Genomic DNA, 21,889 nt, shown 5'->3' on the forward strand with positions numbered 1-21,889 from the left:
CATCGTTTAAGCTGCCGGGATGCGAAGAATTGACCAGATCGAACCATTCCGCGTCATGCAGCTGCTGGAGCGAGCTAAGGAGCTGGAGGCCGAAGGTCGCAAGATTATCCACATGGAGATCGGCGAACCCGATTTCCCAACACCGGCCTCGGTAATTGAAGCAGCTAAAGCTGCGCTTGATAGCGGCGACAATTTCTATACCCCCTCCACCGGCAATCCCGAGCTGCAAAAAGCTTTAAGCCGTTGGTATGCGGATGAATACGGCGTGAGTATTGCAGCCGAACGCATCCTGATCACCCCCGGCACATCCGGTGCTTTTAGCCTGATCTATGCCGCCCTTCTCGAAGATGGGGAGTCGGTGCTTCTCTCCGATCCCGGCTACCCCTGCCAGCGCAATTTTATTCGCCTTTCAGGCGCTGAGCCACTCAATATCCCGGTTGGGCCTGAAACGCGCTATCACCTCTCTGCCGACCTGATTGAGAAGAACTGGCGGCTGGGCACACGTGCCGCCCTGGTGATTAACCCATCAAATCCAACCGGCACCCTGATTGCAGATGATGAACTCAAAAAGGTTGCTGCAGCCTGTCGCAGGCTGGGTGGTTATCTGATCTCGGATGAGATCTACCACGGTCTCACCTACGGCACTAAAGCCCGTAGTGCACTGGAGTTCGACGATCATGCCATTGTCGTCAACGGCTTCTCCAAACGCTGGGCCATGACCGGCTGGCGCATCGGCTGGATCATCGTTCCCGATGAGCTGATCGATGCCTGCCGGCGTGTGATGCAGAACATCTTTATTGCAGCCCCCACCCTCTCCCAGAACGCGGCGCTCGCGGCAATTGCTGCGACCGATGAGATCGAAGTCATGCGCAAAGCATATGGCGAGCGGCGTAACTACCTGCTGAGTGAGCTGCCGAAACTCGGTTTTGATATTGTCGTAGAGCCACAGGGGGCATTCTATATCTATGCCGATGTCAGCAGGATTACCGGTGATTCACGCCGTTTCTGCTGGGATATGCTCGAAAAATCCGGCGTGGCCATCACGCCGGGTGAGGATTTCGGACGTTACAAATCCAATCAGCATCTGCGCTTCTCTTATGCCACAAGCCTGGATGATATCCGCGAAGGTATCGCGCGGATCCGGAAGCACCTGGAAAGCGCCTGACTCACCGGCAAAAGCGGCAATTGACCCTGTTCCATCTTTATTTGCGCCCTGCTATGGCTGCATCGTTCATTCCGGTTACGCTGACAGATGCCTTTTTAGCCCGATTTTCTTCGTCTTTTCTGTTGTCAGTGTTATGCTGCGCATCCTCAATGCCCACTGGTAAAGCTGGTGAAGCATCGGGTGCAGTATCGAGATTCTATCGGAGTACACACCATCATGTTTAAAGTCCTGACCAAGCTGTTTGGTAGCCGCAATGACCGTTTATTAAAAGAGTTGTGGCCTATGGCCGAGCAGATCAATGCGCTGGAAGCCGATATGCAGGCACTCTCCGATGAGGAGCTGGCCGCCAAAACCGTGGAGTTCCAACAGCGCATCGCTGATGGCGCCAGCGTCGACGACCTTCTTTTTGAAGCCTTTGCGGTAGTTCGTGAGGCCTCCGTGCGCACACTCGGACTTCGCCATTTCGATGCCCAGTTGATCGGCGGTATCATTCTGCATCAGGGCAAGATTGCCGAGATGAAGACCGGTGAAGGTAAAACCCTGACCGCAACACTCTCTGTCTATCTCAACGCCCTGCCGGGCAAAGGAGCACATGTCATCACCGTCAACGACTATCTGGCCAAGCGTGATGCCGAGATGATGGGTAAACTCTATGGTTTCCTTGGCCTCTCCACCGGTGTCATCGTGCATGGCATCAGTAATGAGGAGCGTCAGGCCGCTTATGCAGCTGACATTACCTACGGCACCAACAACGAATTCGGTTTTGACTACCTGCGCGACAATATGGCTTTTAGCGCTGAGGAGCTGGTGCAGCGCGGCCACCACTACGCCATTGTCGATGAGGTGGACTCCATCCTGATTGATGAGGCGCGTACGCCACTGATTATCTCTGGTCCGGCCGAGCAGGCTGGCGAGCTCTACACCCAGGGTGATGCCCTGATCAAGCAGCTTAACCCGGAAGATTTCGAGAAAGACGAGAAGGACCGTGCAGTCTCCTATACAGAGATCGGCAATGATCATGTCGAAGAACTTTTCCGTGAGGCAGGCCTGCTGACCAGCGGCACCCTCTACGACCCTGAAAACGTGAACCTGATGCATGCAGCTACGCAGGCACTGCGCGCCAATACCCTGTTTACCCGCGAACATGACTACATCGTGCGCGACGACGAAGTGATCATCATCGACGAGTTCACCGGCCGCATGATGCCGGGACGCCGTTACTCCGATGGCCTGCATCAGGCCCTCGAAGCCAAGGAAGGGGTTACTGTCCAGCCGGAAAACCAGACGCTGGCTTCCATCACCTTCCAGAACTACTTCCGCATGTACAGTAAATTGGCAGGCATGACCGGCACAGCTGATACCGAGGCCGAAGAGTTCGAGAAGATCTACAAACTGGAAGTGGTCATCGTTCCAACCAATAAGGATATGATCCGAAACGATGTTGCCGATGTCATCTATCGTGATGAAGAGGATAAGTTCGAGGCGATCGTCAATGATATTGAGGTCGTACACAAAGAGGGCGCACCGCTGCTGGTCGGCACCATCTCTATCGAGAAATCAGAATACCTCTCTGAACAGCTGAAGAAAAAAGGCATCAAGCATGAGGTACTTAACGCCAAACACCACGAGCGCGAGGCGGAGATCGTCTCCCAAGCAGGGCGTAAGGGTGCTGTAACCATCGCTACAAACATGGCAGGTCGCGGAACCGATATCATGCTCGGTGGTAACCCGGACATGCTGATTGCACAGCTTCCAGCCAAGCTTTCCGATGCTGAACGTGAAACCAAAGCAGAAGAGATCAGGGCAATATGCCTTGCCGAACATATCGAGGTAGTCGCACTCGGTGGTCTGCATATTCTCGGCACTGAACGTCACGAGTCACGCCGTATCGACAATCAGCTGCGCGGCCGTTCAGGCCGCCAGGGTGATCCGGGCACAACCCGTTTCTATCTCTCGCTTGAAGATGACCTGATGCGCATCTTCGGCGGTGAAAAGATGCAGGCCATGCTGACCAAAATGGGCTTCGAGAAAGGTGAGGCTATCGAACACCCGTGGGTGACCAAGGCGATCGAGAACTCGCAGAAGAAGGTAGAGGGCCGCAACTTCGATATTCGCAAACAGCTGCTTGAGTATGATGATGTCATGAACCAGCAGCGCGATGTAGTCTACTCTCAGCGTCGCGAACTGCTAAGTGCTGATGATGTGCACGATGTCATTGAGGACATGCAGGCAGATTTTTCTGTCCACATTGGTGCCGAATTTCTCGATGGTCACCCAGAAGCGTGGCATATGGATGAGCTGCGTGATGCGCTGAAGGAGCGCCTCTCCATTGAAAGCGATCCTAAAGCTTGGTTTGAGGCCGATGATGTTGAAACCGCCGAGGATATGATCGAGAAGATCAAGGATGCGCTGAAGGAGCATATGGCTGCCAAGGAGGCCATCACAGGCGCTGAACAGATGCGTGGCTTTGAAAAGTATCTGGTACTGCAGATCCTTGACCACCACTGGAAAGAGCACCTGCTGGCCATGGATCACCTGCGCCAGAGCGTAGGCCTGCGTGGTTATGCCCAGAAACAGCCGATTCAGGAGTACAAACGCGAGTCGTTCGAACTGTTCGAGGCTATGCTCAACAAGGTGCGTGAGCAGACCATGATCGCGCTGCACAGCGTGGAAGTAGAGATGCAAACTCCAGTTGTGGAGGAAGCACCGCGCGAGGCTGCACCTGTCACCTATAATCTTGGTGAAGAGGAAGAGGTTGAAGCACAGCATACCTACAAACGGGATCACCCAAAGGTTGGGCGGAATGAGCCCTGCCCATGCGGTTCAGGAAAGAAATACAAGCAGTGCCACGGTAAACACGGTTAATCCATGCTAACGGGGTATCGGGCCTTCCCGCCCTCTACCCTTCACGCCAGACAAACTTGGTCTGGCTTATTAAAAAGGTCCATCCATGGACGAGGAAACAGCGCTTATGCCAGTAAATCAGCCTGAGCTTTCACCACCTCTTGCAGTACCCGGCTTTAAAGTCGGAACGGCATCCTGCGGCGTCAAATCACCGGCCCTGAAAGGTAAACGTCAGGATCTGACGTTGATCCTCTCCGATGTCGATTGCCATGCTGCAGGCGTATTCACCCAGAACCGCTTTCGTGCCGCCTGCGTGCGCTGGGGTGAACAGACACTGGTTACCCATGCTGACAAAATCCGCGCCATCGTCGCAAATGCCGGCAATGCCAATGCCGGTCTCGGAGAGATGGAAACGATCTGGGCAAAACAACTTATTGAGTCCGGCGCCTCTGCAGCATGTGTTGGTGCCGACTCTGTACTCTCTGCCTCCACCGGCGTAATCGGCACGCCTTTCCCCATCGAACGCATTCAGGCCAACATGCATGAAGCTGCCGATTCACTCGCAGCCGACAACTGGGAGGCTGCTGCCCATGCCATCCGCACCACTGATACCTTTGCCAAGTGGTCATCGGCGCAAATCGAGATGGATGGCACCACCTACACCCTGACCGGCATCTCCAAGGGCAGCGGCATGATTCACCCCAACATGGCAACCATGCTCGGCTTCGTCGCTACAGACGCTCCGATCAGCGCCCCAGAGCTGCAGGTCATGCTTAAGCGCGTTGCCAACCGCTCTTTCAACTGCATCAGCGTTGATGGCGACACCTCGACCAACGATACCCTATACGTGCTCTCCTCCGGTCTCGGCCTTGGCCATGCACCGCTCTCCGACACGGCACTTTTTGAGCAGGCACTTACAGAACTCTGTATTGAGTTGGCTCAGCAGATTGTGCGCGATGGCGAAGGCGTCTCGAAGTTTGTCACCATCGAAGTAAGCGGTGGTGCAACGGAAAGCGATGCACGCACGGTGGGTCGCGCCATTGCCGTATCCCCACTGGTTAAAACCGCCTTTGCCGGAAGCGATGCCAACTGGGGCCGCATTCTCTCTGCAGTCGGCAACTCCGGTGTGGCGATCGATACCAACCGCATCACCCTCTCCGCCGATGACCTGCTGATGTTCGAGAAGGGCAACCTGCACCCGGACTACAGGGATGAGGAGGGCATGGCGATCTTTGGTAATGATGAATTCACTATCTCGCTTGATCTCGGTATGGGTGAATCATCAGCCACCATCTGGACCGGCGATCTGACTCACGAATACATCACCATCAACGCCGAGTACCGCACCTGAAGAACACTGCCATCGCACTTGTTGTCCCATTCGATGGCGATGGCAAGGTGCTGCTGCTAAAACGCAGTGCCGATCTGCACTGCGGTGACCTCTGGTCATTCCCTGGCGGTAAAATCAAAGCTGGCGAAACACCCAAAGTAGCTGCCAAACGCGAACTTACAGAGGAGACAGGGCTTGAAGGCTGTGACTGGAAGTTTCTCGGCGACTCCACTTTCGAGTATCCGGATCGCCTGCTTCACTTCCTGCTGTTCAGTTGCCTGTGTGACAACATCGAATCACTCGTATGTGAGTCTACCCATGCCTGGGCTGAATTCGATCAACTATCCAACTATCCCATGCCGGATGCCAATGAAGAACTGATCAATATGCTTATCACGAAGCTTGAGGATGAACTGAAATAACTTATTTCTAACGCTTATCCACACCCTTTTACTCACTCCGCAAATATTCGATGTAGCGAGTGTCCTCGCACAAAACATGGCTTACCAATAACTCCCTGATTGTCATCCCCATTTCAATCCATTCACGGCTGAACTCACTGCCTCGGATCTCTTTCAAAACCAGCTTAAACTTATCGATAAGTTCCGAGTGGATTTGAGCATGTTCCTGTCTGTCGGGATAAGATTTTTCGATAAATAGCCGCTCCTCATGTGCGAAATGGGCAATGGCATCATCCAATATAAGGTTCATGATACGCTCAACAACTGCTTTATCCCGTTGCTGACTCATGATTTCGTTAATTTAGCTCGTTGACCAGTTTGATGAAATGCTGATGCTCGGCATCAATCTCTGCATTCGACATACTGAGCTCATCTGACCACTCAATTTTCCAGGGTAATGAATCCATAGTGCCCCTCCTTCTCGCCTCTTAGTATGAGTATAGCAGGCTCTCTGAGTATCTGCTTTTAGCCGTCATTCAACCGCTTTTCTTTTTCGCTCTTGGGTGGGTTTTATCGTAAACCTCGGTGAGCTTGGCGATGTCGAGGTGGGTGTAGCGTTCGGTGGTAGCCAGCGATGCATGGCCAAGAAGCTCCTGAATAGCACGCAGATCAACACCGCCTGCCAGCAGATGGGTGGCGAAGGAGTGGCGGAGCCTATGCGGAGTGACCGATACATCGGCACCATTCTCCAACGCCCGCTCTTTGAGCATTCGCTGCACGCTGCGGGCAGTTAAACGCTTGCCGAACCGGTTGAGAAATACCGCCTTCTCCTCCATCGCCGAAACGCGTTCGGCCAGGTAAGCCTGCAAACAGTGCACAGCACCTTGCGGCAGTGGCACGATACGCTCCTTGCGCCCTTTTCCGAACACGCGAAGTTCAAACTGCTGCAGATCGATGTCATGAAGATCCAGCCCCACGACCTCTGAAACACGCAGGCCACAACCATACATCACGGCCACCAATGCCATATCACGAAGCTCACTGGCTCGATCAGTACTGTTCATCAGGGCTGCTGTCTGTTCCGGTGGCATGGTGCGAGGCAACCGCTTCGACTGCCTGGGTGGGCGCACGCCAGCAGCGACATTGGCACTGCACCAGTGAGCCTGAACAGCGGCATCGAAAAAGCTTGAGAGAGCAGAGAGTCGCCTTGCCAGTGTGGAGGCGGCAAGACCAGAGGCGTGGCAACTGACCAGCCAGTCCTGCACCTGCAGGCGTGTTACCTGCTGCAGCGGTTTATCTCCGCAGAACTCCACAAAACGAGCGAGGTCACGGCGATATGCGGCAACCGTATGTTCAGAGGCCAGGCGCACATCGGCAAGCTCATGAAGAAATCGTCCGACAGCCTCGCCAAGGCCCAGATCAGTGGCCGCTGTCTTCACCTGAGTCGGCCACCTCGAATCGGTTTCCTCCCAGTGCTTTGGCAACATACATCGCCTGATCGGCCAATGCGATCAGCTCTTTCACCGCCAGGTCCCGATTAGCAGACGAGAATGCCACACCGACACTGGCTGTGATCTGCTCACCTTCAACCACACCGCTCTCGGCAATGGCCTGGATGGTAAGCGCTGCGATATCACGAGCCTTCTCCTCCCCACAGCCAGGCAGAAGCAATACGAATTCATCGCCTCCCATGCGAATCAATGGATCGCTGGACCGGACATGCTTATGCAACGCCTTGCTAACCATGTTCAAGACATTATCACCGACCTCTTCTCCCAAGCGCTCACTCAGTCCCTTGAACTGATCCACATCAGCATACAGACATGAGACCTGTGTTACGTTACCAAACCACTGTGACAACGGGTGATGACTGTGTGGCTGTAAAAAGCGCCGGTTCTGGCTGCCTGTTAATGTATCTGTAACTGAAAGGCGGGCTAGGTGTTCACGGGCCACAGCATGTTCAAGGGTTAGCCCAACCACCTGTGCCAGGTGCTGAAGAAAATCGCTGCTTTGATCGGGCGCGAAGCGGTCACGGTCAATCGAACCCACACCGAGTACGCCGAAGGGCCTATCCAGGTCACCCAGTGTCAGTAACGCAATCGAACCAAGGTGCTGATCCTGCGATCCAAGCCAGTCGAACGCATGCTCGGGTGAGAGCTGAATCAGCCACGCCTGTTTGCGTGAAATCCCCATCTCCCTGATCTCATCCTTCTCCACCCAGACCAGGTCGCGTTCGGAAAGTGAGCCCAGCTTATGCCCGCCAATAAAACTGGAACGATCCAGCCAGAAGCGGACAAAATCGAGTTCAAAGCTTGAACGCAGGCCGCGCAACAGGGTAAAACAGAGATCCTCAGGATCGGTGGATTTAAGCACCTGCGACTCCAGGTCAAACATGCGCGAGAAGAGCCGTTCGTTCTGGCGCAGACGCTGCATCACATCAGCGACATAAACTTTTAGTTCCCGGTTCTCATCTGCCATCTGCTGAAAGCGTCGACTGGAGAGATCCTCCACCTTTGAGGCTTTTTCTTTCTTACTCATCACTTCTGTCTCCCCTCCAGCACAGCTTGATCCTCGTGAGCCCAATAGGTCGATCCCACGTAACCATCGTAACGGGATTGAAGAGAGGGACAATATCCATCTCTACTCCGGTTTTTCTCTATTCCCGGCAAGCAGAGTGCCGCCGGATAGAACCAGCTTCATACCCTCTTCCACACTCATATCCATATAGACGATTTCCGATGGTTCGATAAACAGCAGCCAACCGGTCGTAGGCATAGGCGTAGAGGGCACAAATACGGAAATCCTTATTTCATCCGAGCCATGAATTGCAACAGCAGTTTCACCTGTAACAAACCCGATCACCATTGTTCCTTTATTGGGAAACGGAACCATTACCACTTTCTGAAATGCCTTGGAACTGTCACTTAGTGTGGCCTCGAGAAGCTGGCGAGTCGCTTTGTAAATCGTACGCACCAGTGGAATGCGCTCCATAACCCGATCCACCAGGCGCATCAGGTAATTGCCGATAAAGTGGGTGGTCAGCATGCCGATCACAATGATCAGCAGCAGGGCCAGAATGATACCCAGTCCGGGAATATCGACACCGAACAGTATCTCCGGCCTGTATTGTGGCGGCAACAAACCTACGGCACTGTCGGAGAGCTCAATCAGCCAGTTGATCAGCGCTACCGTGACAAGAAATGGTGCCAGGGCAACGATCCCTGCCAGCAGGTATTTACGTAACGATACCACTACAAAAGCACCTCCGGTTTTATCTTCGCATGACGCACAGAATCACCGCCACGCAGTAACTGCTGAACAGGAACAAGCGTGGCTGACTTCTGCTTGCTCAGCTGCTTCTCCAGAAATGCTACTGTCTCCTTGTGCGGATGAGCAATCACCACACAGCGGTAGCCCTTCTCCAGGCAGCGCTCTGCACTCTTCCATGCCCGCTGCATCGCCTCAGGATTAAGGTCATGATCGAGGAACACCTCTCTGGAGGCCCACGGCACATCCATCAACTCAGCAGCCTCTGCCGCCACACTCTTATGGCTCGTTTTGGAGTCGACAAAAAAGAATCCCTGCTCCCGGCAGACCTGCATCACCCAGCGCATAGGCTCCATCTGTTCACTCAGGTGGGAGCCCATATGATTGTTCACCCCTTCGACAAAGGGAACCTTGTCCAGGCCGCGCTGGAATGTTTCCCGCAACTCTTCCCTGCCCATCTTTTCATGCAGAAAATAGGGGGTCATCTTATTGCGATATTTCTCCGAAGTCGGCTCCATAGGCAGGTGCAGCATAACCATCTGCCCCTGCTCATGCGCCATCGTTGCAGATGCCTGTGCATATGGTGCATCCGGTATCACAGCGATTGCCACAGGAATGGAGAGCGCGAGGATGCGCTTCAAGGCTGGCAGATCGTAACCAACATCATCAAGAACCAGAGCAAGCCCCGACGCCACACGTGGCAGCGCATCGGGTTGCGTTTCATGCTGATCCCCCGGCTTGGCCACCTCTGGAGCTACTGGCGGAATACTCTTCTCCACCATCTTTTCAACATGCCCCCTCTGCTGCGAAGGTTTGGTGAGTGTTGCGATCACCAGCAACAGGCATAACAGCAGCAGAAAGAGCAGCGCCAGCCACGGCGGCAGTTGTTTTTTTCGAATCATGATTTGATCAATGTAAGCGCATTAGCCGCGCAGGGCATGTAGTCCCCTGAGCAGATCCAGTGCCCGCTGCAGCTGGGTATCCAGTTCAAGGCGCTCTTTCATGGCATCGCTCGGCCCTTCACCAGCTTCAGCCTTTTTACTCTTATTGCCTTTCTTGCCATTACCGTTTTCCAGATGCCCTTTCAGGTTGCGCTCTGAAACTGAAGGCAGGCTACTTTTCGCCTGATCATCCTTCTTCAACGCCACCTGCTCTACCAGAATGTCGGGGTCGATGCCGGTAGCCTGGATGGAGCGCCCACTTGGCGTGTAATAGAGTGCAGTTGTCACCTTGATCGCGGTTCCATCATTAAGCGGTACCACCGACTGCACTGAACCCTTACCGAAACTTTTGGTGCCCATAACAATCGCGCGGTGATGATCCTGCAGTGCGCCACCAACAATTTCCGACGCAGAAGCTGAACCATTGTTCATCAGTACGATCAGCGGCAGGCCTTGCAGAATATCACCCGGCTGGGCGTCAAATGAGAGGCTTTTGCCTGCCCGGGACTTGGTGCTGACAATATTGCCCTTTTCAAGGAAGAGGTCGGAGACGGCCACCGCCTGATTAAGCAGGCCACCCGGATTGTTGCGAAGATCCAGTACTGCGCCGGAAAGGTTTCCACCCGCACGCTTCTTCAACTCCCTGATCTTCTTGGAGAGCAGGGTTACCGTTGGCTGCTGAAACTGTGTTACGCGCAGGTAGGCGTAACCGGGAGCCAGCATATCGCCCTTCACCGACTTCACTTCGATGATCGCGCGGGTGATCTTCACCTCCATGGGCGCATTTTCACCTTCGCGGAAAATAGTCAGCACAATGCTTGTGCCTGGCTTGCCGCGCATTAACTTCACTGCTTCAAACAGCGACATATCGCGTGCCAGTTCGTCATCGATCTTAATGATCAGGTCGCCAGCTTTGATGCCAGCTCGATCAGCAGGTGTATCCTCGATAGGAGAGACAATTCGGATACCCCCCTCAGCCGCCTGAATCTCAATTCCCAGGCCACCGAACTCACCCTTGGTGTCCACGTTCATCTGCTTGTACATATCCTTGTCGAGATAGGTGGAGTGGGGATCAAGGCTTGAGAGCATGCCGGAAAGCGCGCCCCCGATTAGCTTCTCATCGCTGACCTCTTCAACATAAGCCTGGCGTACCATCTCCATCACCTGCGAAAACTTCTGCAGCTGCTGATAGTCGGTGGCTGCATCGGCCTGCCGGTAACCTGTGCCCGGCTGCCAGGCCATCACGCCCGCACTCAGCAGGGCAACAGCGCCTGCTCCCAATAAGACTCGACGAAACTTTAAAGACATACCTTTCTCCATAAACCCGTTCGAGGGTGGGCTGCCAGATTCATGAACAACCGAGGCATAACACTCGCAAAGGTTAAGTGACTTCTTCAGGACCACATGCCTGCAACCCTTTATTCAGCTCCTGCAGCATGCCAGCGCATCAGCGCCGACACCAGCGTTTCGGGTTTACCGCTTTGCCACGGTCCCTGATTTCAAAATAGACTGCAACACGATTAATCCAGCCGGTACTTCCGGCCTCGGCAATCGTCTCATTCTCTTCTACCCAGTCGCCCACCTGCTTGAATAGAACATTGTTATGGGCGTAGACACCAAGCACACCATCACCGTAATCAACGATGGTCATCAGCCCGAAACCACCGAACCAGTCGGCATAACGCACCTGCCCCGAAGCCATGGCTCGCACCTCGCGAAAATTCGCTTTCGGTTTTAGCTGAACACCCTGCAGGGTCGGCATCGATGGTGATGGCCGTGAACCGAAACTTGCCACAACAGTACCCGGAAGCGGCCATTGCAGTCGCCCTTTGCGCTTGCGTACATTCTGACCCACGCTCGATTTGTCGGTAGCAAGCAGCCCCTCGCTCATATCATTCAACAGCCGCAGAAGCGCCTTCTCTTCCCGGGCCAGCTGCAGGTCACGCCCCTTCTTGGAGGTAACCTGCTTGCGCACTCGATTAATCATTCCCTGCTTGTCGTTGACGCGGGATGAAAGCTCCCGTTCTGCCTGCTGCTTCTCCTTGCGCACCACCTCGAGTCGATCACGCTGCTCCCGCAACTCCGTTTCCACGCGCTCCAGATCCTGCACAGACTTGGCATAGAGGTGACGGTCCTCCTCCTGAGAGCGCATCACCACGTTCAAAAGATGGCGACGGTGTGGAATGTCACTAACCGGAACACCGGTGAATATCCCCATCCACTCGGATGAGTGGCTGCTGCGCTGCCATGCGGCAACAGCCTCATCCACCATCTGCTTTTTCAGCGCCTTGATGCGCGACTGCAAACGAACGCGTTGGCGCTGCAACTCAGCAAGGCGCCTGTCCGCTTCCCGAGCCTGTTGTGTCGCAGCCCTGCTCGCCTTGCGCGCCGTAATCAAAGCAGAATCGAGCTTCCGAAGTTCTTTACCGAGCTCGCCCATCTGCCCTTCGAGCTGGCCGCGCACCTTGCTCAAGCGCTGACGTTCAGCCTTGATTTTATCTATTCTGATCTGGGTATCCGGATTCGCAGCTATCGCCTCAGGAGCGCCCCACGACAGAAGTGCAACAAACAGCAGCAGGAGAAGAGGTCGCAAATGACTACTGAATCTCATACGCGATGGTAAGGGTGTCCCTGAATAATGGTGAAACCACGATACAGCTGCTCCAGCACTACAGCGCGCACCAACTGATGAGGCAGTGTCAATTTGGAGAGGCTCCAACATGCTCCGGCGGCCCTGCGGACCTCATCGGAGATACCATCAGCGCCGCCGATGACAAAGTCCTGCTGCGCATCACCGGACAACGTGGAGAGAAAGCCAGCCCATTGCTTACTGCTGTTGAGCGATCCACGCTCGTCGAACAGTACAAAGCCGGCAGCCGCATGCTTGAGAATCTGCTTTGCCTCCTCCTGCTTACGCTGGGAGACCTGCTTGCCACGCCCCTCTGGCAACTCGACAACCTGACAGGGCGCAAACGGTTTCAGCCGTTCGATAAAACGATCCTCGAAGTCGGAGAGCTCTCGCGAACCCCGCCCGACCACCAGCAGCCTTAGCTTCACGACGTCGCGTCCGCTCCCTGGTGAGGAACACGCCACAGGCGCTCAAGCTGGAAGCTCTCGCGTATTTCTGGAAGAAAGAGGTGCACCACAATATCACCCAGATCAACCAACAGCCACTCCATCGCCTCCAACCCTTCAACCTTGGCTGGCAGGTCGTACTCATGTGCCACTTCGGAAATCGACTGGGACAATGCCTTGATCTGGCGGTCTGATCGGCCGCTGGCCACGATAAAGCGATCGGTAAAGTCGCAACGTCCACGCACATCAATCACCAGGATATCCTGTGCCTTTTTATCTTCCAGCGCCGTAACCAGCGCTTCAGTCATCTTCTCAAACCTTTCGTTATCTTTAGCAACTACATCAACCACAACTTCTCCTTAATAGAAATCCTGACTTTGTCAGTATTCCTCAATCAACTTTCTGATAATTCATCTCAATCTGGCTTTGCACCTGCTCCGGCACCCTGCCTGCAAGCGACCTTCCCATCCCCGCATCCTGCCGCAGTCCGGAGGCTGAGATATCCGGCAAACTCACCGGGAAATAGCACCAGTGACCGGAACTATCGTATTCACGCCAGCGTTTTTCATCCACTTTCTGCCAGCCTTCATGCTCTGGAAGCTGCGTAGCGTGCGACCCCGTACGGGCAAAGACTGCCACGTTGCAGAGCTCCCTGTGTGCCGGGTATTCGCGCCAGCTTTCAAGCCCCATCCAGGCATCGGCCCCCAGCATCAGCCAAGGCACAACATCCGGATAGTGCTGATGGAAGTCACGCAGTGTCTCCACCGCTGCAACTGGCCTGCCATGACCAATCTCCCAGTCGAGAACCTGTACATCCTGCTGCTTCTCGAAAACCGCCTGTAACCAGTCGAACCGAGTCTTCCCATCAGCATTCCCCGAGAGATTTCGGTGCACCGGTTCTGCCGGAATCACCCACACCTCATCCAGCCCCATCACCTTCAACCCCGCCTCTACCAGCGCCACATGACCGTTGTGCGGTGGATCAAACGTTCCGCCGAACAATCCAATCTTCTTACTGCCAGAATGCACACTCATACCGCACACCCAAACGACACAGAGTTATCCCCGCACCTCGCCGTGGCCGTATACAATCCACTTCTGCGTGGTCAAACCTTCAAGCCCAACCGGTCCACGCACATGCAAGCGGTCCGTTGAGATACCAATTTCAGCACCCAATCCGTATTCAAAACCATCAGCAAAGCGGGTACTTGCATTCCACATCACCGAGGATGAATCCACCTCGCGCAGGAAGCGACTGCCCGCCTCGTAATCCTCGGTCACAATCGTCTCGGTATGATCAGAGCTGTAGGTGGCGATGTGATCCACTGCCGCATCCAATGAATCGACAATGCGTACCGAGAGTACCGGCGCCAGATACTCTGTCGCCCAGTCCTCTTCACTCGCCAGCTTCACATCCATGCCGTTGCAGCGCTGGCGCGTGACGTCACAGCCGCGCACCTCGACACCCTTATCAAGCATCGCCTGAACGATTACCTGTACAACTTCAACCGCAACATCACAGTGAATCAGCAGTGTTTCCATTGCATTGCAGACCCCATAACGATGGGTCTTGGCGTTCACCGCAATCTTGAGCGCCATCTCGCTATTGGCTGCCGCATCAATATAGACATGGCAGATGCCATCCAGATGTTTGATCACCGGCACACGCGACTCGGCGGAGACGCGCTCAATCAGTGATTTTCCACCTCGCGGAATAATCACATCAACATACTGCTCACTCTTCAGCAGCGCTCCGACCAGCGCACGATCAGTTGAATCCACCAGCTGCACTGCATCCTGAGAAAGCCCTTTATCTACCAGCGCTCGCCGCAGACAGGCTGCAATCGCACGGTTGGAGTGTATTGCCTCGGAACCACCGCGCAGAATCACCGCATTGCCTGATTTCAGACAGAGGCCCGCCGCATCCGCAGTCACGTTGGGACGGGACTCATAGATAATGCCGATCACACCGAGGGGTACCCGCATATGACCTACCTGAATTCCTGAAGGGCGATAACGCAAACCATCAATTGCACCGACCGGGTCAGGAAGAGCGGCAATCTGCTCCAGCCCATCAGCCATCGCCTCAATGCGGTCGCCATTGAGCATCAGGCGATCCTTCATCGCATCATCAAGCCCATTCTCATCCGCCGCCTTCATATCAAGCGCATTGGCAGCGAGAATCTCATTCATTTCACGGCGCATCACTGCCGCGGCCAGAACCAGTGCTTCATCCTTGGAGCGGGTATTGGCCATGCGCATCGCTTTGGCCGCAGCTCTAGCCTGCCTGCCCAGGGTATTCATGATGGTTGCCGCATCTACTTCCATGCTTCTCTACTCCTCTTTACACAGTACAAGATTGTCGCGATGAATCACCGATGAAAAATCGAGATAGCCCAGTATTTCTGCGACATCACCGCTACCATGCCCCATAATCCGGCGCATCTCTTCAGCAGTATAATTACAGAGGCCGCGCGCAATCACGCCATCAGGCCCTACAATCTCAACACAGGCACCTTTATCGAATACGCCGATAACATCTTTCACACCAATGGGAAGCAGGCTGCTTCCCTGGTTCACAATAGCTCTTTGTGCTCCTACATCGACATGAATCTCCCCCTTGGGCGAGAGCACCTCCAGAATCCAGTGCTTGCGCCGCGTCTGCCTGTCTACACCGCAAAGAAACAGCGTGCCCTCATCCTCTCCAGCCAGCAATCGACTAAGCCTGCCGCTCTCTTTACCGCTGATTATTGCGGCGGATACGCCGCCGCTGGTCGCTACGCGAGCCGCCGAAAGCTTACTGGCCATGCCCCCGGTACCGAATGCGGAGCCGGCATCACCAGCCATCTCCACATGCTCCTCGTTCAGATGTTCAACCACACCGATACGCTTGGCATCGGCATGTTTTGTTGGGTTTTTATCGTAGAGGCCTTCAACATCGGTCAACATCACCAACAGGTCGGCATCAACAACCAGACTGACAAGTGCGCCGAGGGAGTCATTGTCACCGAATTTTATCTCGGCCACCACCACCGTGTCGTTCTCGTTCACAATCGGCACGACACCTGCGGAGAAGAGTGTTTCACTGGTATTGCTGGCATTGAGGTAACGGCGCCTGTTCCTGAGGTCGTCCTTGGTAAGCAGCATCTGCGCCACTGTCCGCCCATGCCGGGCAAAGGCTCTGGCGTATGCACTCATCAGTACCGGCTGGCCAATGGCAGCCGCAGCCTGTTTTTCATGAACCGAGAGGGTGCGATTCAGCCAACCCAGCTGCACACGTCCGAGTGCCACTGATCCGGAGGTCACAATCACCACATCCATGCCTGCTTTCATTACACCTTGTAGCTCATCCACCAGATGATCGATTACATCCTGACGAATACCGTGATCGACATCAGCCAGCAGAGAGCTACCGATCTTCACCACCACGCGGCGGGCATGGCTCAGATCACTTCTCGAACGAATCATTTAACTCCTCAATCATGTCTGCTTTCTCTACTTCCTTATCTGCAGCTTCTTTCGCCAGCTTCGCACGAAGCTGTAGCACCTGATCATAAATACGGTGAAGAAGTTGCTTAACGCCCTCACCACTTACTGCCGAGATAAAATAGGTCTCAAGCCCCATCGTTGCAATCTCTTCTTCGATGGCTGTGCGCTCTTCATCGAGCAGTGCATCACACTTATTGAACACCAGCAGTCGTGGCTTCTCAACCAGCGTCTTACCATAACCTTCCAGCTCACCGTTGATCTCCTCAATCTGCTCGCGAACTGACTTACCATCCTCACAGGCCGCATCCACCATATGCAGCAGCACGGCGGTGCGCTCAATGTGACGCAGAAAGCGATGCCCCAGCCCTTTGCCCTCATGGGCGCCTTCAATCAACCCCGGAATATCAGCAACGACAAAGCCATCGCCATCGTCCATGAACACCTGACCCAGCATCGGCTTGATCGTTGTAAAGGGGTAATCGGCGATTTTAGGGCGGGCGTTAGAGATGCGTGCAAGTAGCGTGGATTTCCCCGCATTGGGAAGCCCTACCAGACCAACGTCGGCCATCAGCTTCAGCTCGAGGTAGCGAATACCCTGTTCGCCCTCCATGCCTGGCTGACAATAACGTGGCGCACGGTTGGTGCTGGTGGCAAAACGGGCATTACCCATGCCGCCTGCGCCACCACGGGCAACAAAGAACTCTTCACCATCCTCTGACAAGTCAGCCAGAATATGGCCATCCTCATCCTTCACGATGGTGCCAATCGGAACCTCGATGACCACATCGGCACCGTATTTACCATGACAGTCAGAACCCATGCCCGACTGGCCGTTTTTGGCGATCAGTCGCTTGCGAAGATAGAGCTCCTGAAGGGTGTTTTTCCGCTCAGAGGCGACAAAGATAACATGGCCACCGCGACCACCATCACCCCCATCGGGGCCGCCCCTGGGAACGTATTTTTCTCGCCGAAATGAGCTGCAACCTTTGCCACCGTTACCGGCGCGCACTTCAACCTTTACTTCATCAATAAAACGCATGCTGTATTACACCATATTTAACCTGAACCACAAAGGCATCAGGAGAGAAGTCTCGAAAACGAGAGCATCGCCTGATGCCTTTGCAGTAAAATTTCCAAAAAAAAAGGGGTGCGACAAGCGCACCCCTTTAAACATTAAGAGCTAACTACCCTTAGGCAGTAATGCGGACAGTTGTGCGTCCAGCACTCTTATAATATTCAACCTTGCCGTCGGTCAGAGCGAACAGGGTGTAGTCGCGACCACAACCTACATTATCGCCCGGGCGGATTTTAGTGCCGCGCTGACGCACAATGATGTTGCCAGCAATGACAGCTTCGCCACCGTACTTTTTAACGCCAAGGCGCTTGGAATTGGAATCGCGTCCATTGCGACTGGAACCACCTGCTTTCTTATGTGCCATGGTTTACTCCTTGATCTTTTCGATACGCACAGAGGTGAAACTCTGGCGATGACCCTGGGTCAAACGATAGTTTTTACGGCGACGTTTCTTGAAGACAACAATCTTCTGACCACGGCCGGACTCAGTTACTACGCCTGTCACAGTTGCTTTTGCAGCATCAGCGCCAGCCTTGATGGAATCGCCTTCGCCAACCATCAGAACATCGTCAAATTTTACTTTATTACCGGTCTCAGCATCCAGTTTCTCAACGCGCAGGACATCACCTTCCTGAACACGGTACTGTTTGCCACCAGTTTTGATTACAGCGTACATCTAAAACTCCAATAGCCTTACGCAGCTTTCGCAGGCTTGCCGTATTTCTTATAGAAGCGCTCAACACGACCTTCCGTGTCCATGATCTTCTGCTTACCAGTATAGAACGGGTGGCAGGAAGAACAGATTTCCACGTGGATATCGCCTTTAGTCGAACGCGTCTCAAATGTGTTTCCGCAAGAACAAGTTACCTTGGATGCGAGATATTCTGGATGAATGTCTGCTTTCACGTCATTTCTCCGTCAATTTTTAAGGGGCGCGATTTCTAGCGTCCTTCCCCCGGTTAATCAAGTACTAAAACACGGTTTTTCTCTGATTGATCAAATATATGCCAAACGGATGTCCTATATGCCCGTTTCAATCAACTCAATGGCATAGCCGTCCGGATCTTTAATGAAAGCGATCACCGTTGTGCTGTGCTTCATGGGACCCGGTTCACGTGTCACCGAACCACCAGCGGCGCGAATACTATCACATACCCTGTAGATATCACCCACTCCGATAGCCATATGGCCAAAACCATTACCCAGATCGTAAGTTTCAGTACCCCAGTTGTGGGTCAGCTCGATTACAGATGTCTCGGTCTCATCGCCATAACCGACAAAGGCGAGTGTAAACTTTCCTTGAGGGTAATCCTTGCGACGAAGAAGTCGCATGCCCAGCACGCGGGTATAGAAGTCGATCGATCGGTCCAGATCACCGACCCGGATCATGGTGTGCAATAGCCGCATGAGGCTCCCTCCTGAACAACAGTACTATATATAGATACAGCGGCCCGAACTTGGGCCTTTAAAATGCCATTCCCGATATCCAGTAGTGGGTTCCGATAGATGCGGCGTACCCCAGGAAAATCGCCCATGTCCATTTCAGGTGGCTAAAGAATGTGTAAATACCGCGCGCCTGCCCCATCAGTGCAACACCTGCAGCGGAACCGATGGAGAGCAGGGAACCGCCAACGCCGGCCGTCAGCGTCACCAGCAGCCACTGGTTCACATCCATATCCGGCGCCATGCTCAACACGGCAAACATCACCGGAATATTATCGACGATGGCCGAAAGGAATCCAACCAGAATGTTCGCCCAGCTCGCGCCCAGCTGATCATACATCAGATGCGAGGTGAGGTTCAGGTAACCGAGCGCTCCCAGGCCACCCACGCAGAGAATCACGCCATAGAAAAACATCAGCGTATCCCACTCCGAGCGCTGCAGTTGATGGAAGATATCGAAGGGCGCACCCTGAGGTGAGCTGTCGAGCTGGGTATTTCCGGAAAACGGCTCTTCGAAGTTGATAGCGGACTTCTTCAACCAGTAACCATAGAACTTCAGAACGCCAAGGCCAGTCATCATGCCGAGCATCGATGGCAGGTGAAGCACACTGTGGAAAGAGACAGCAAGTGCAATGGTAGCCAGGAACATTGCGATAATAATGTAACCACCCTGCTTCACATAAACATCTTCGCTCACCTTAGGCGGCACTGAATTAGGCAGGAACATCACCATAATCGCAGCGGGCACGAGCCAGTTCACCAACGAAGGGACAAACAGCACAAAGAACCCCTGAAAAGAAACCATTCCCTTCTGCCACACCATCAGGGTGGTGATATCACCGAACGGACTGAATGCGCCTCCGGCATTGGCCGCAATCACGATATTAATGCAGCCGAGCGTAACAAATTTCACATTGTCCTTGGCGACAGCCATCACAACAGCAGCCATCACAAGGGCAGTGGTCAGGTTGTCAGCGATCGGGGAGATAAAGAAAGCCAGCAGGCCTGTCAGCCAGAAGATTGCCCTCAGCGAGAGCCCCTTTGAAACCAGAAATGCCCTTAGTGCCGAGAACACATTGCGCTCTTCCATCGTATTTACATAGGTCATGGCAGCAAGCAGGAACAGCAAAAGCTCCGCATACTCAAGTATATTGTGCTGAACCAGCTTATGGGCACTGGTTGTATCACCATTACCATTAAATGCGATGGCTACCAAAATCCAGATTAATCCCGCAGCAACCATCACCGGCTTGGATTTACGCAGGTGCAGGGACTCTTCGCCGATTACCAGCGCATAGGCAAAGACAAAAATAATTAGGGCTGAAATGCCAAGCCAGGTGGTCGTAAAGTCCACTGGATTTACAATATCTCCCGATGCAAATACCGCACTTGGCAGCAGCAACGCAGCCAGCGTTGATAACAACAATATGATTCGTTTCATAATTTAGATTCCTTTGGCAGCATATTAGACAAGAGTGATTACAATTTGAACCTTTCTGAGTGACCGCTCCTCACTGAGATGGCCCTATACAGCGGCAACTAGGGTGCCAACTACCCCTATCCAGCTTTCGGCAACATACCATCCCTGCGTGCAAGCCACTTAACCATAACCATCCAGACCGGGCTGAACAGCAGCGTCATGGCAATCACAATCACTGTCAGCTCATGCAACTCGGGTGACAGAATGCCGGCAAAAGCACCTACAGTTGCCAGCAGGAATGAGAACTCACCAATCTGGCTCAAGAGCCCGCCGGTAATTAGTGCGTGCGCCCAATCTTCTCCCAGCGCCCGCATTACAAAAACATTCACGCCCGAGTTGAAGAGAAACACCAGCATCGTTGCACCAACAACCAGAAGCAGGTGCGACTGAAGGTAGTCGACATTCACCATCATTCCTACAGAGAGGAAAAAGATCATCACAAAAATCACATAAACCGACTCCAGGTGCTCATGTACCCATTCGGACTGGTCACTGGATGCCAGCAACATGCCTGCAAGAAATGCACCCAGGCCTGGAGAAAGCCCCAGCCACGAGGTCAGGGTGGCCGCCCCCAGGCAGAGAAAGAGCCCGAGCAATACACGTTTTTCCAGACTCCCCTTCAGGTACTCCGGGATATGAAAACTTCCGGTCCGCATCAGCAAAACCACCAGCCCCAGGACAGCAATTCCGCCAACCACCTGCTTGACCAGTTCTGCCGCATGCAGCTCTGCATCACCCATCAGGCTAAGGACAATCATCATCGGTACGATCGCCATATCCTGTACCAGCAAGACACCCACGGCATTCTGGCCGAATGGCTCATCCATCTCACCTGAGTCCTGCAACTCCTTGAGAACCACGGCCGTACTGGATAATGAAATGACAAAACCGAACAGGATGCCAAGGCTGACCGGCATTGAAAAAACCCATACAAGAGCTACGCAGGCCACTACACTCACCAATACCTGCACGGCTGTTCCGATGACAGCGATTCGCCAGCGCTCCATCAACCTCGGGACAGAAACCTCCATGCCTACGAAGAACAGCAGCATCACCACACCGATCTCACCGACCCGAATCACCACCTGCTGGTCATCGATAACCCCCAGCACCGACGGGCCGAGCATGATGCCGGTGATAATATAGGCCACCACAATCGGCAGCCCCATTCGCACGGTGAGGTACCCCATCGCCAGTGCAAGCGAGAGGACAATCGTGATATTCATCATCATGGGGTCCAAGTGCATAGCATTATCCTTTATTAATCAGCCTATTTTCCAAGCCTGCCCTGCCAGTCTCTGGTTCGCAATACGAGCAGGCCTCATGTTGAAACAGATAACATATCGACTCTCCCTGTGGCAGACTTCACCTAGTTTACC

23 protein-coding genes are annotated in these 21,889 nt (G+C 53.9%); 4 read left to right on the forward strand and 19 right to left on the reverse strand.

The window, feature by feature from the left end; translation table 11 throughout:
• Positions 1-19: 19 nt before the first annotated feature.
• The 4 genes from Ga0123461_RS11830 (at position 20) to Ga0123461_RS11845 (ending at position 5,761) form a co-directional block, all read left to right on the forward strand.
• Positions 20-1,165 carry an aminotransferase class I/II-fold pyridoxal phosphate-dependent enzyme gene (locus Ga0123461_RS11830; RefSeq protein WP_232710212.1) on the forward strand — a complete coding sequence of 382 codons (1,146 nt, stop codon included), beginning with the start codon at positions 20-22 and terminating at the stop codon, positions 1,163-1,165.
• A gap of 216 nt (positions 1,166-1,381) precedes the next feature.
• On the forward strand, positions 1,382-4,030 hold the full coding sequence (gene secA, locus Ga0123461_RS11835; protein ID WP_100278528.1) for a preprotein translocase subunit SecA: 2,649 nt from the start codon (positions 1,382-1,384) through the stop codon (positions 4,028-4,030).
• A 106-nt stretch (positions 4,031-4,136) separates the two neighbouring features.
• Positions 4,137-5,360 (forward strand): bifunctional glutamate N-acetyltransferase/amino-acid acetyltransferase ArgJ, encoded by a 1,224-nt coding sequence (gene argJ / locus Ga0123461_RS11840; protein WP_100278529.1) that lies wholly within the window; start codon positions 4,137-4,139, stop codon positions 5,358-5,360.
• An 11-nt stretch (positions 5,361-5,371) separates the two neighbouring features.
• Positions 5,372-5,761, forward strand: a complete 390-nt coding sequence (locus Ga0123461_RS11845; protein ID WP_100278530.1) for an NUDIX domain-containing protein — start codon at positions 5,372-5,374, stop codon at positions 5,759-5,761.
• Between the two features lie 28 nt (positions 5,762-5,789).
• On the opposite strand, the gene Ga0123461_RS11850 is transcribed toward Ga0123461_RS11845, so the two are convergent.
• From Ga0123461_RS11850 to Ga0123461_RS11940, 19 genes are all read right to left on the reverse strand, one after another.
• Positions 5,790-6,089 carry a bacteriohemerythrin gene (locus Ga0123461_RS11850; protein ID WP_100278531.1) on the reverse strand — a complete coding sequence of 100 codons (300 nt, stop codon included), beginning with the start codon at positions 6,087-6,089 and terminating at the stop codon, positions 5,790-5,792.
• A gap of 187 nt (positions 6,090-6,276) precedes the next feature.
• The gene (locus tag Ga0123461_RS11855; protein ID WP_232710215.1) at positions 6,277-7,179 is read right to left on the reverse strand and encodes a tyrosine-type recombinase/integrase; all 903 of its coding nucleotides are present in this window, start codon (positions 7,177-7,179) and stop codon (positions 6,277-6,279) included.
• Positions 7,160-8,278, reverse strand: coding sequence for a DUF484 family protein (locus Ga0123461_RS11860; protein WP_100278533.1), 1,119 nt, complete (start codon positions 8,276-8,278; stop codon positions 7,160-7,162). Before Ga0123461_RS11860 ends, Ga0123461_RS11855 begins: the two co-directional genes overlap by 20 nt.
• A gap of 102 nt (positions 8,279-8,380) precedes the next feature.
• Complete coding sequence (locus Ga0123461_RS11865) at positions 8,381-8,992, reverse strand: DUF502 domain-containing protein (protein ID WP_100278534.1); 612 nt, start codon at positions 8,990-8,992, stop codon at positions 8,381-8,383.
• Positions 8,992-9,909 (reverse strand): divergent polysaccharide deacetylase family protein, encoded by a 918-nt coding sequence (locus Ga0123461_RS11870; protein ID WP_100278535.1) that lies wholly within the window; start codon positions 9,907-9,909, stop codon positions 8,992-8,994. The genes Ga0123461_RS11865 and Ga0123461_RS11870 overlap by 1 nt, the downstream gene beginning before the upstream one ends.
• Before the next feature lie 21 nt (positions 9,910-9,930).
• Positions 9,931-11,256 (reverse strand): S41 family peptidase, encoded by a 1,326-nt coding sequence (locus Ga0123461_RS11875; RefSeq protein WP_100278536.1) that lies wholly within the window; start codon positions 11,254-11,256, stop codon positions 9,931-9,933.
• A 139-nt stretch (positions 11,257-11,395) separates the two neighbouring features.
• On the reverse strand, positions 11,396-12,559 hold the full coding sequence (locus Ga0123461_RS11880; RefSeq protein ID WP_157819333.1) for a murein hydrolase activator EnvC family protein: 1,164 nt from the start codon (positions 12,557-12,559) through the stop codon (positions 11,396-11,398).
• On the reverse strand, positions 12,556-13,005 hold the full coding sequence (locus Ga0123461_RS11885; protein WP_100278538.1) for a 23S rRNA (pseudouridine(1915)-N(3))-methyltransferase RlmH: 450 nt from the start codon (positions 13,003-13,005) through the stop codon (positions 12,556-12,558). Before Ga0123461_RS11885 ends, Ga0123461_RS11880 begins: the two co-directional genes overlap by 4 nt.
• On the reverse strand, positions 13,002-13,373 hold the full coding sequence (gene rsfS / locus Ga0123461_RS11890) for a ribosome silencing factor (RefSeq protein ID WP_232710217.1): 372 nt from the start codon (positions 13,371-13,373) through the stop codon (positions 13,002-13,004). The genes Ga0123461_RS11885 and rsfS overlap by 4 nt, the downstream gene beginning before the upstream one ends.
• A 40-nt stretch (positions 13,374-13,413) precedes the next feature.
• Entirely contained in the window at positions 13,414-14,058 is a 645-nt protein-coding gene (gene nadD, locus Ga0123461_RS11895; protein WP_100278539.1) for a nicotinate (nicotinamide) nucleotide adenylyltransferase, read from the reverse strand.
• A gap of 24 nt (positions 14,059-14,082) precedes the next feature.
• Positions 14,083-15,351, reverse strand: a complete 1,269-nt coding sequence (locus Ga0123461_RS11900; protein ID WP_100278540.1) for a glutamate-5-semialdehyde dehydrogenase — start codon at positions 15,349-15,351, stop codon at positions 14,083-14,085.
• A gap of 6 nt (positions 15,352-15,357) precedes the next feature.
• Positions 15,358-16,491 (reverse strand): glutamate 5-kinase, encoded by a 1,134-nt coding sequence (gene proB / locus Ga0123461_RS11905; RefSeq protein WP_100278541.1) that lies wholly within the window; start codon positions 16,489-16,491, stop codon positions 15,358-15,360.
• Positions 16,472-17,551 (reverse strand): GTPase ObgE, encoded by a 1,080-nt coding sequence (obgE, locus tag Ga0123461_RS11910; RefSeq protein WP_100278542.1) that lies wholly within the window; start codon positions 17,549-17,551, stop codon positions 16,472-16,474. Before obgE ends, proB begins: the two co-directional genes overlap by 20 nt.
• A gap of 151 nt (positions 17,552-17,702) precedes the next feature.
• Positions 17,703-17,951 (reverse strand): 50S ribosomal protein L27, encoded by a 249-nt coding sequence (gene rpmA / locus Ga0123461_RS11915; protein WP_100278543.1) that lies wholly within the window; start codon positions 17,949-17,951, stop codon positions 17,703-17,705.
• Positions 17,952-17,954: 3 nt separating this feature from the next.
• Positions 17,955-18,263: a 50S ribosomal protein L21 gene (rplU, locus tag Ga0123461_RS11920; protein ID WP_100278544.1), complete on the reverse strand. Its 309-nt coding sequence runs from the start codon at positions 18,261-18,263 to the stop codon at positions 17,955-17,957.
• 17 nt (positions 18,264-18,280) lie between these two features.
• Positions 18,281-18,493 carry a 50S ribosomal protein L31 gene (gene rpmE / locus Ga0123461_RS11925; RefSeq protein ID WP_100278545.1) on the reverse strand — a complete coding sequence of 71 codons (213 nt, stop codon included), beginning with the start codon at positions 18,491-18,493 and terminating at the stop codon, positions 18,281-18,283.
• A 114-nt stretch (positions 18,494-18,607) separates the two neighbouring features.
• The gene (gene gloA, locus Ga0123461_RS11930; protein WP_100278546.1) at positions 18,608-18,994 is read right to left on the reverse strand and encodes a lactoylglutathione lyase; all 387 of its coding nucleotides are present in this window, start codon (positions 18,992-18,994) and stop codon (positions 18,608-18,610) included.
• A 58-nt stretch (positions 18,995-19,052) separates the two neighbouring features.
• Positions 19,053-20,471 (reverse strand): sodium:proton antiporter NhaD, encoded by a 1,419-nt coding sequence (nhaD, locus tag Ga0123461_RS11935; protein WP_100278547.1) that lies wholly within the window; start codon positions 20,469-20,471, stop codon positions 19,053-19,055.
• Positions 20,472-20,587: 116 nt separating this feature from the next.
• Entirely contained in the window at positions 20,588-21,757 is a 1,170-nt protein-coding gene (locus Ga0123461_RS11940) for a cation:proton antiporter domain-containing protein (RefSeq protein ID WP_100278548.1), read from the reverse strand.
• Positions 21,758-21,889: the final 132 nt, after the last annotated feature.

It is taken from the genome of Mariprofundus aestuarium (assembly GCF_002795805.1).
Lineage (GTDB): Bacteria > Pseudomonadota > Zetaproteobacteria > Mariprofundales > Mariprofundaceae > Mariprofundus > Mariprofundus aestuarium.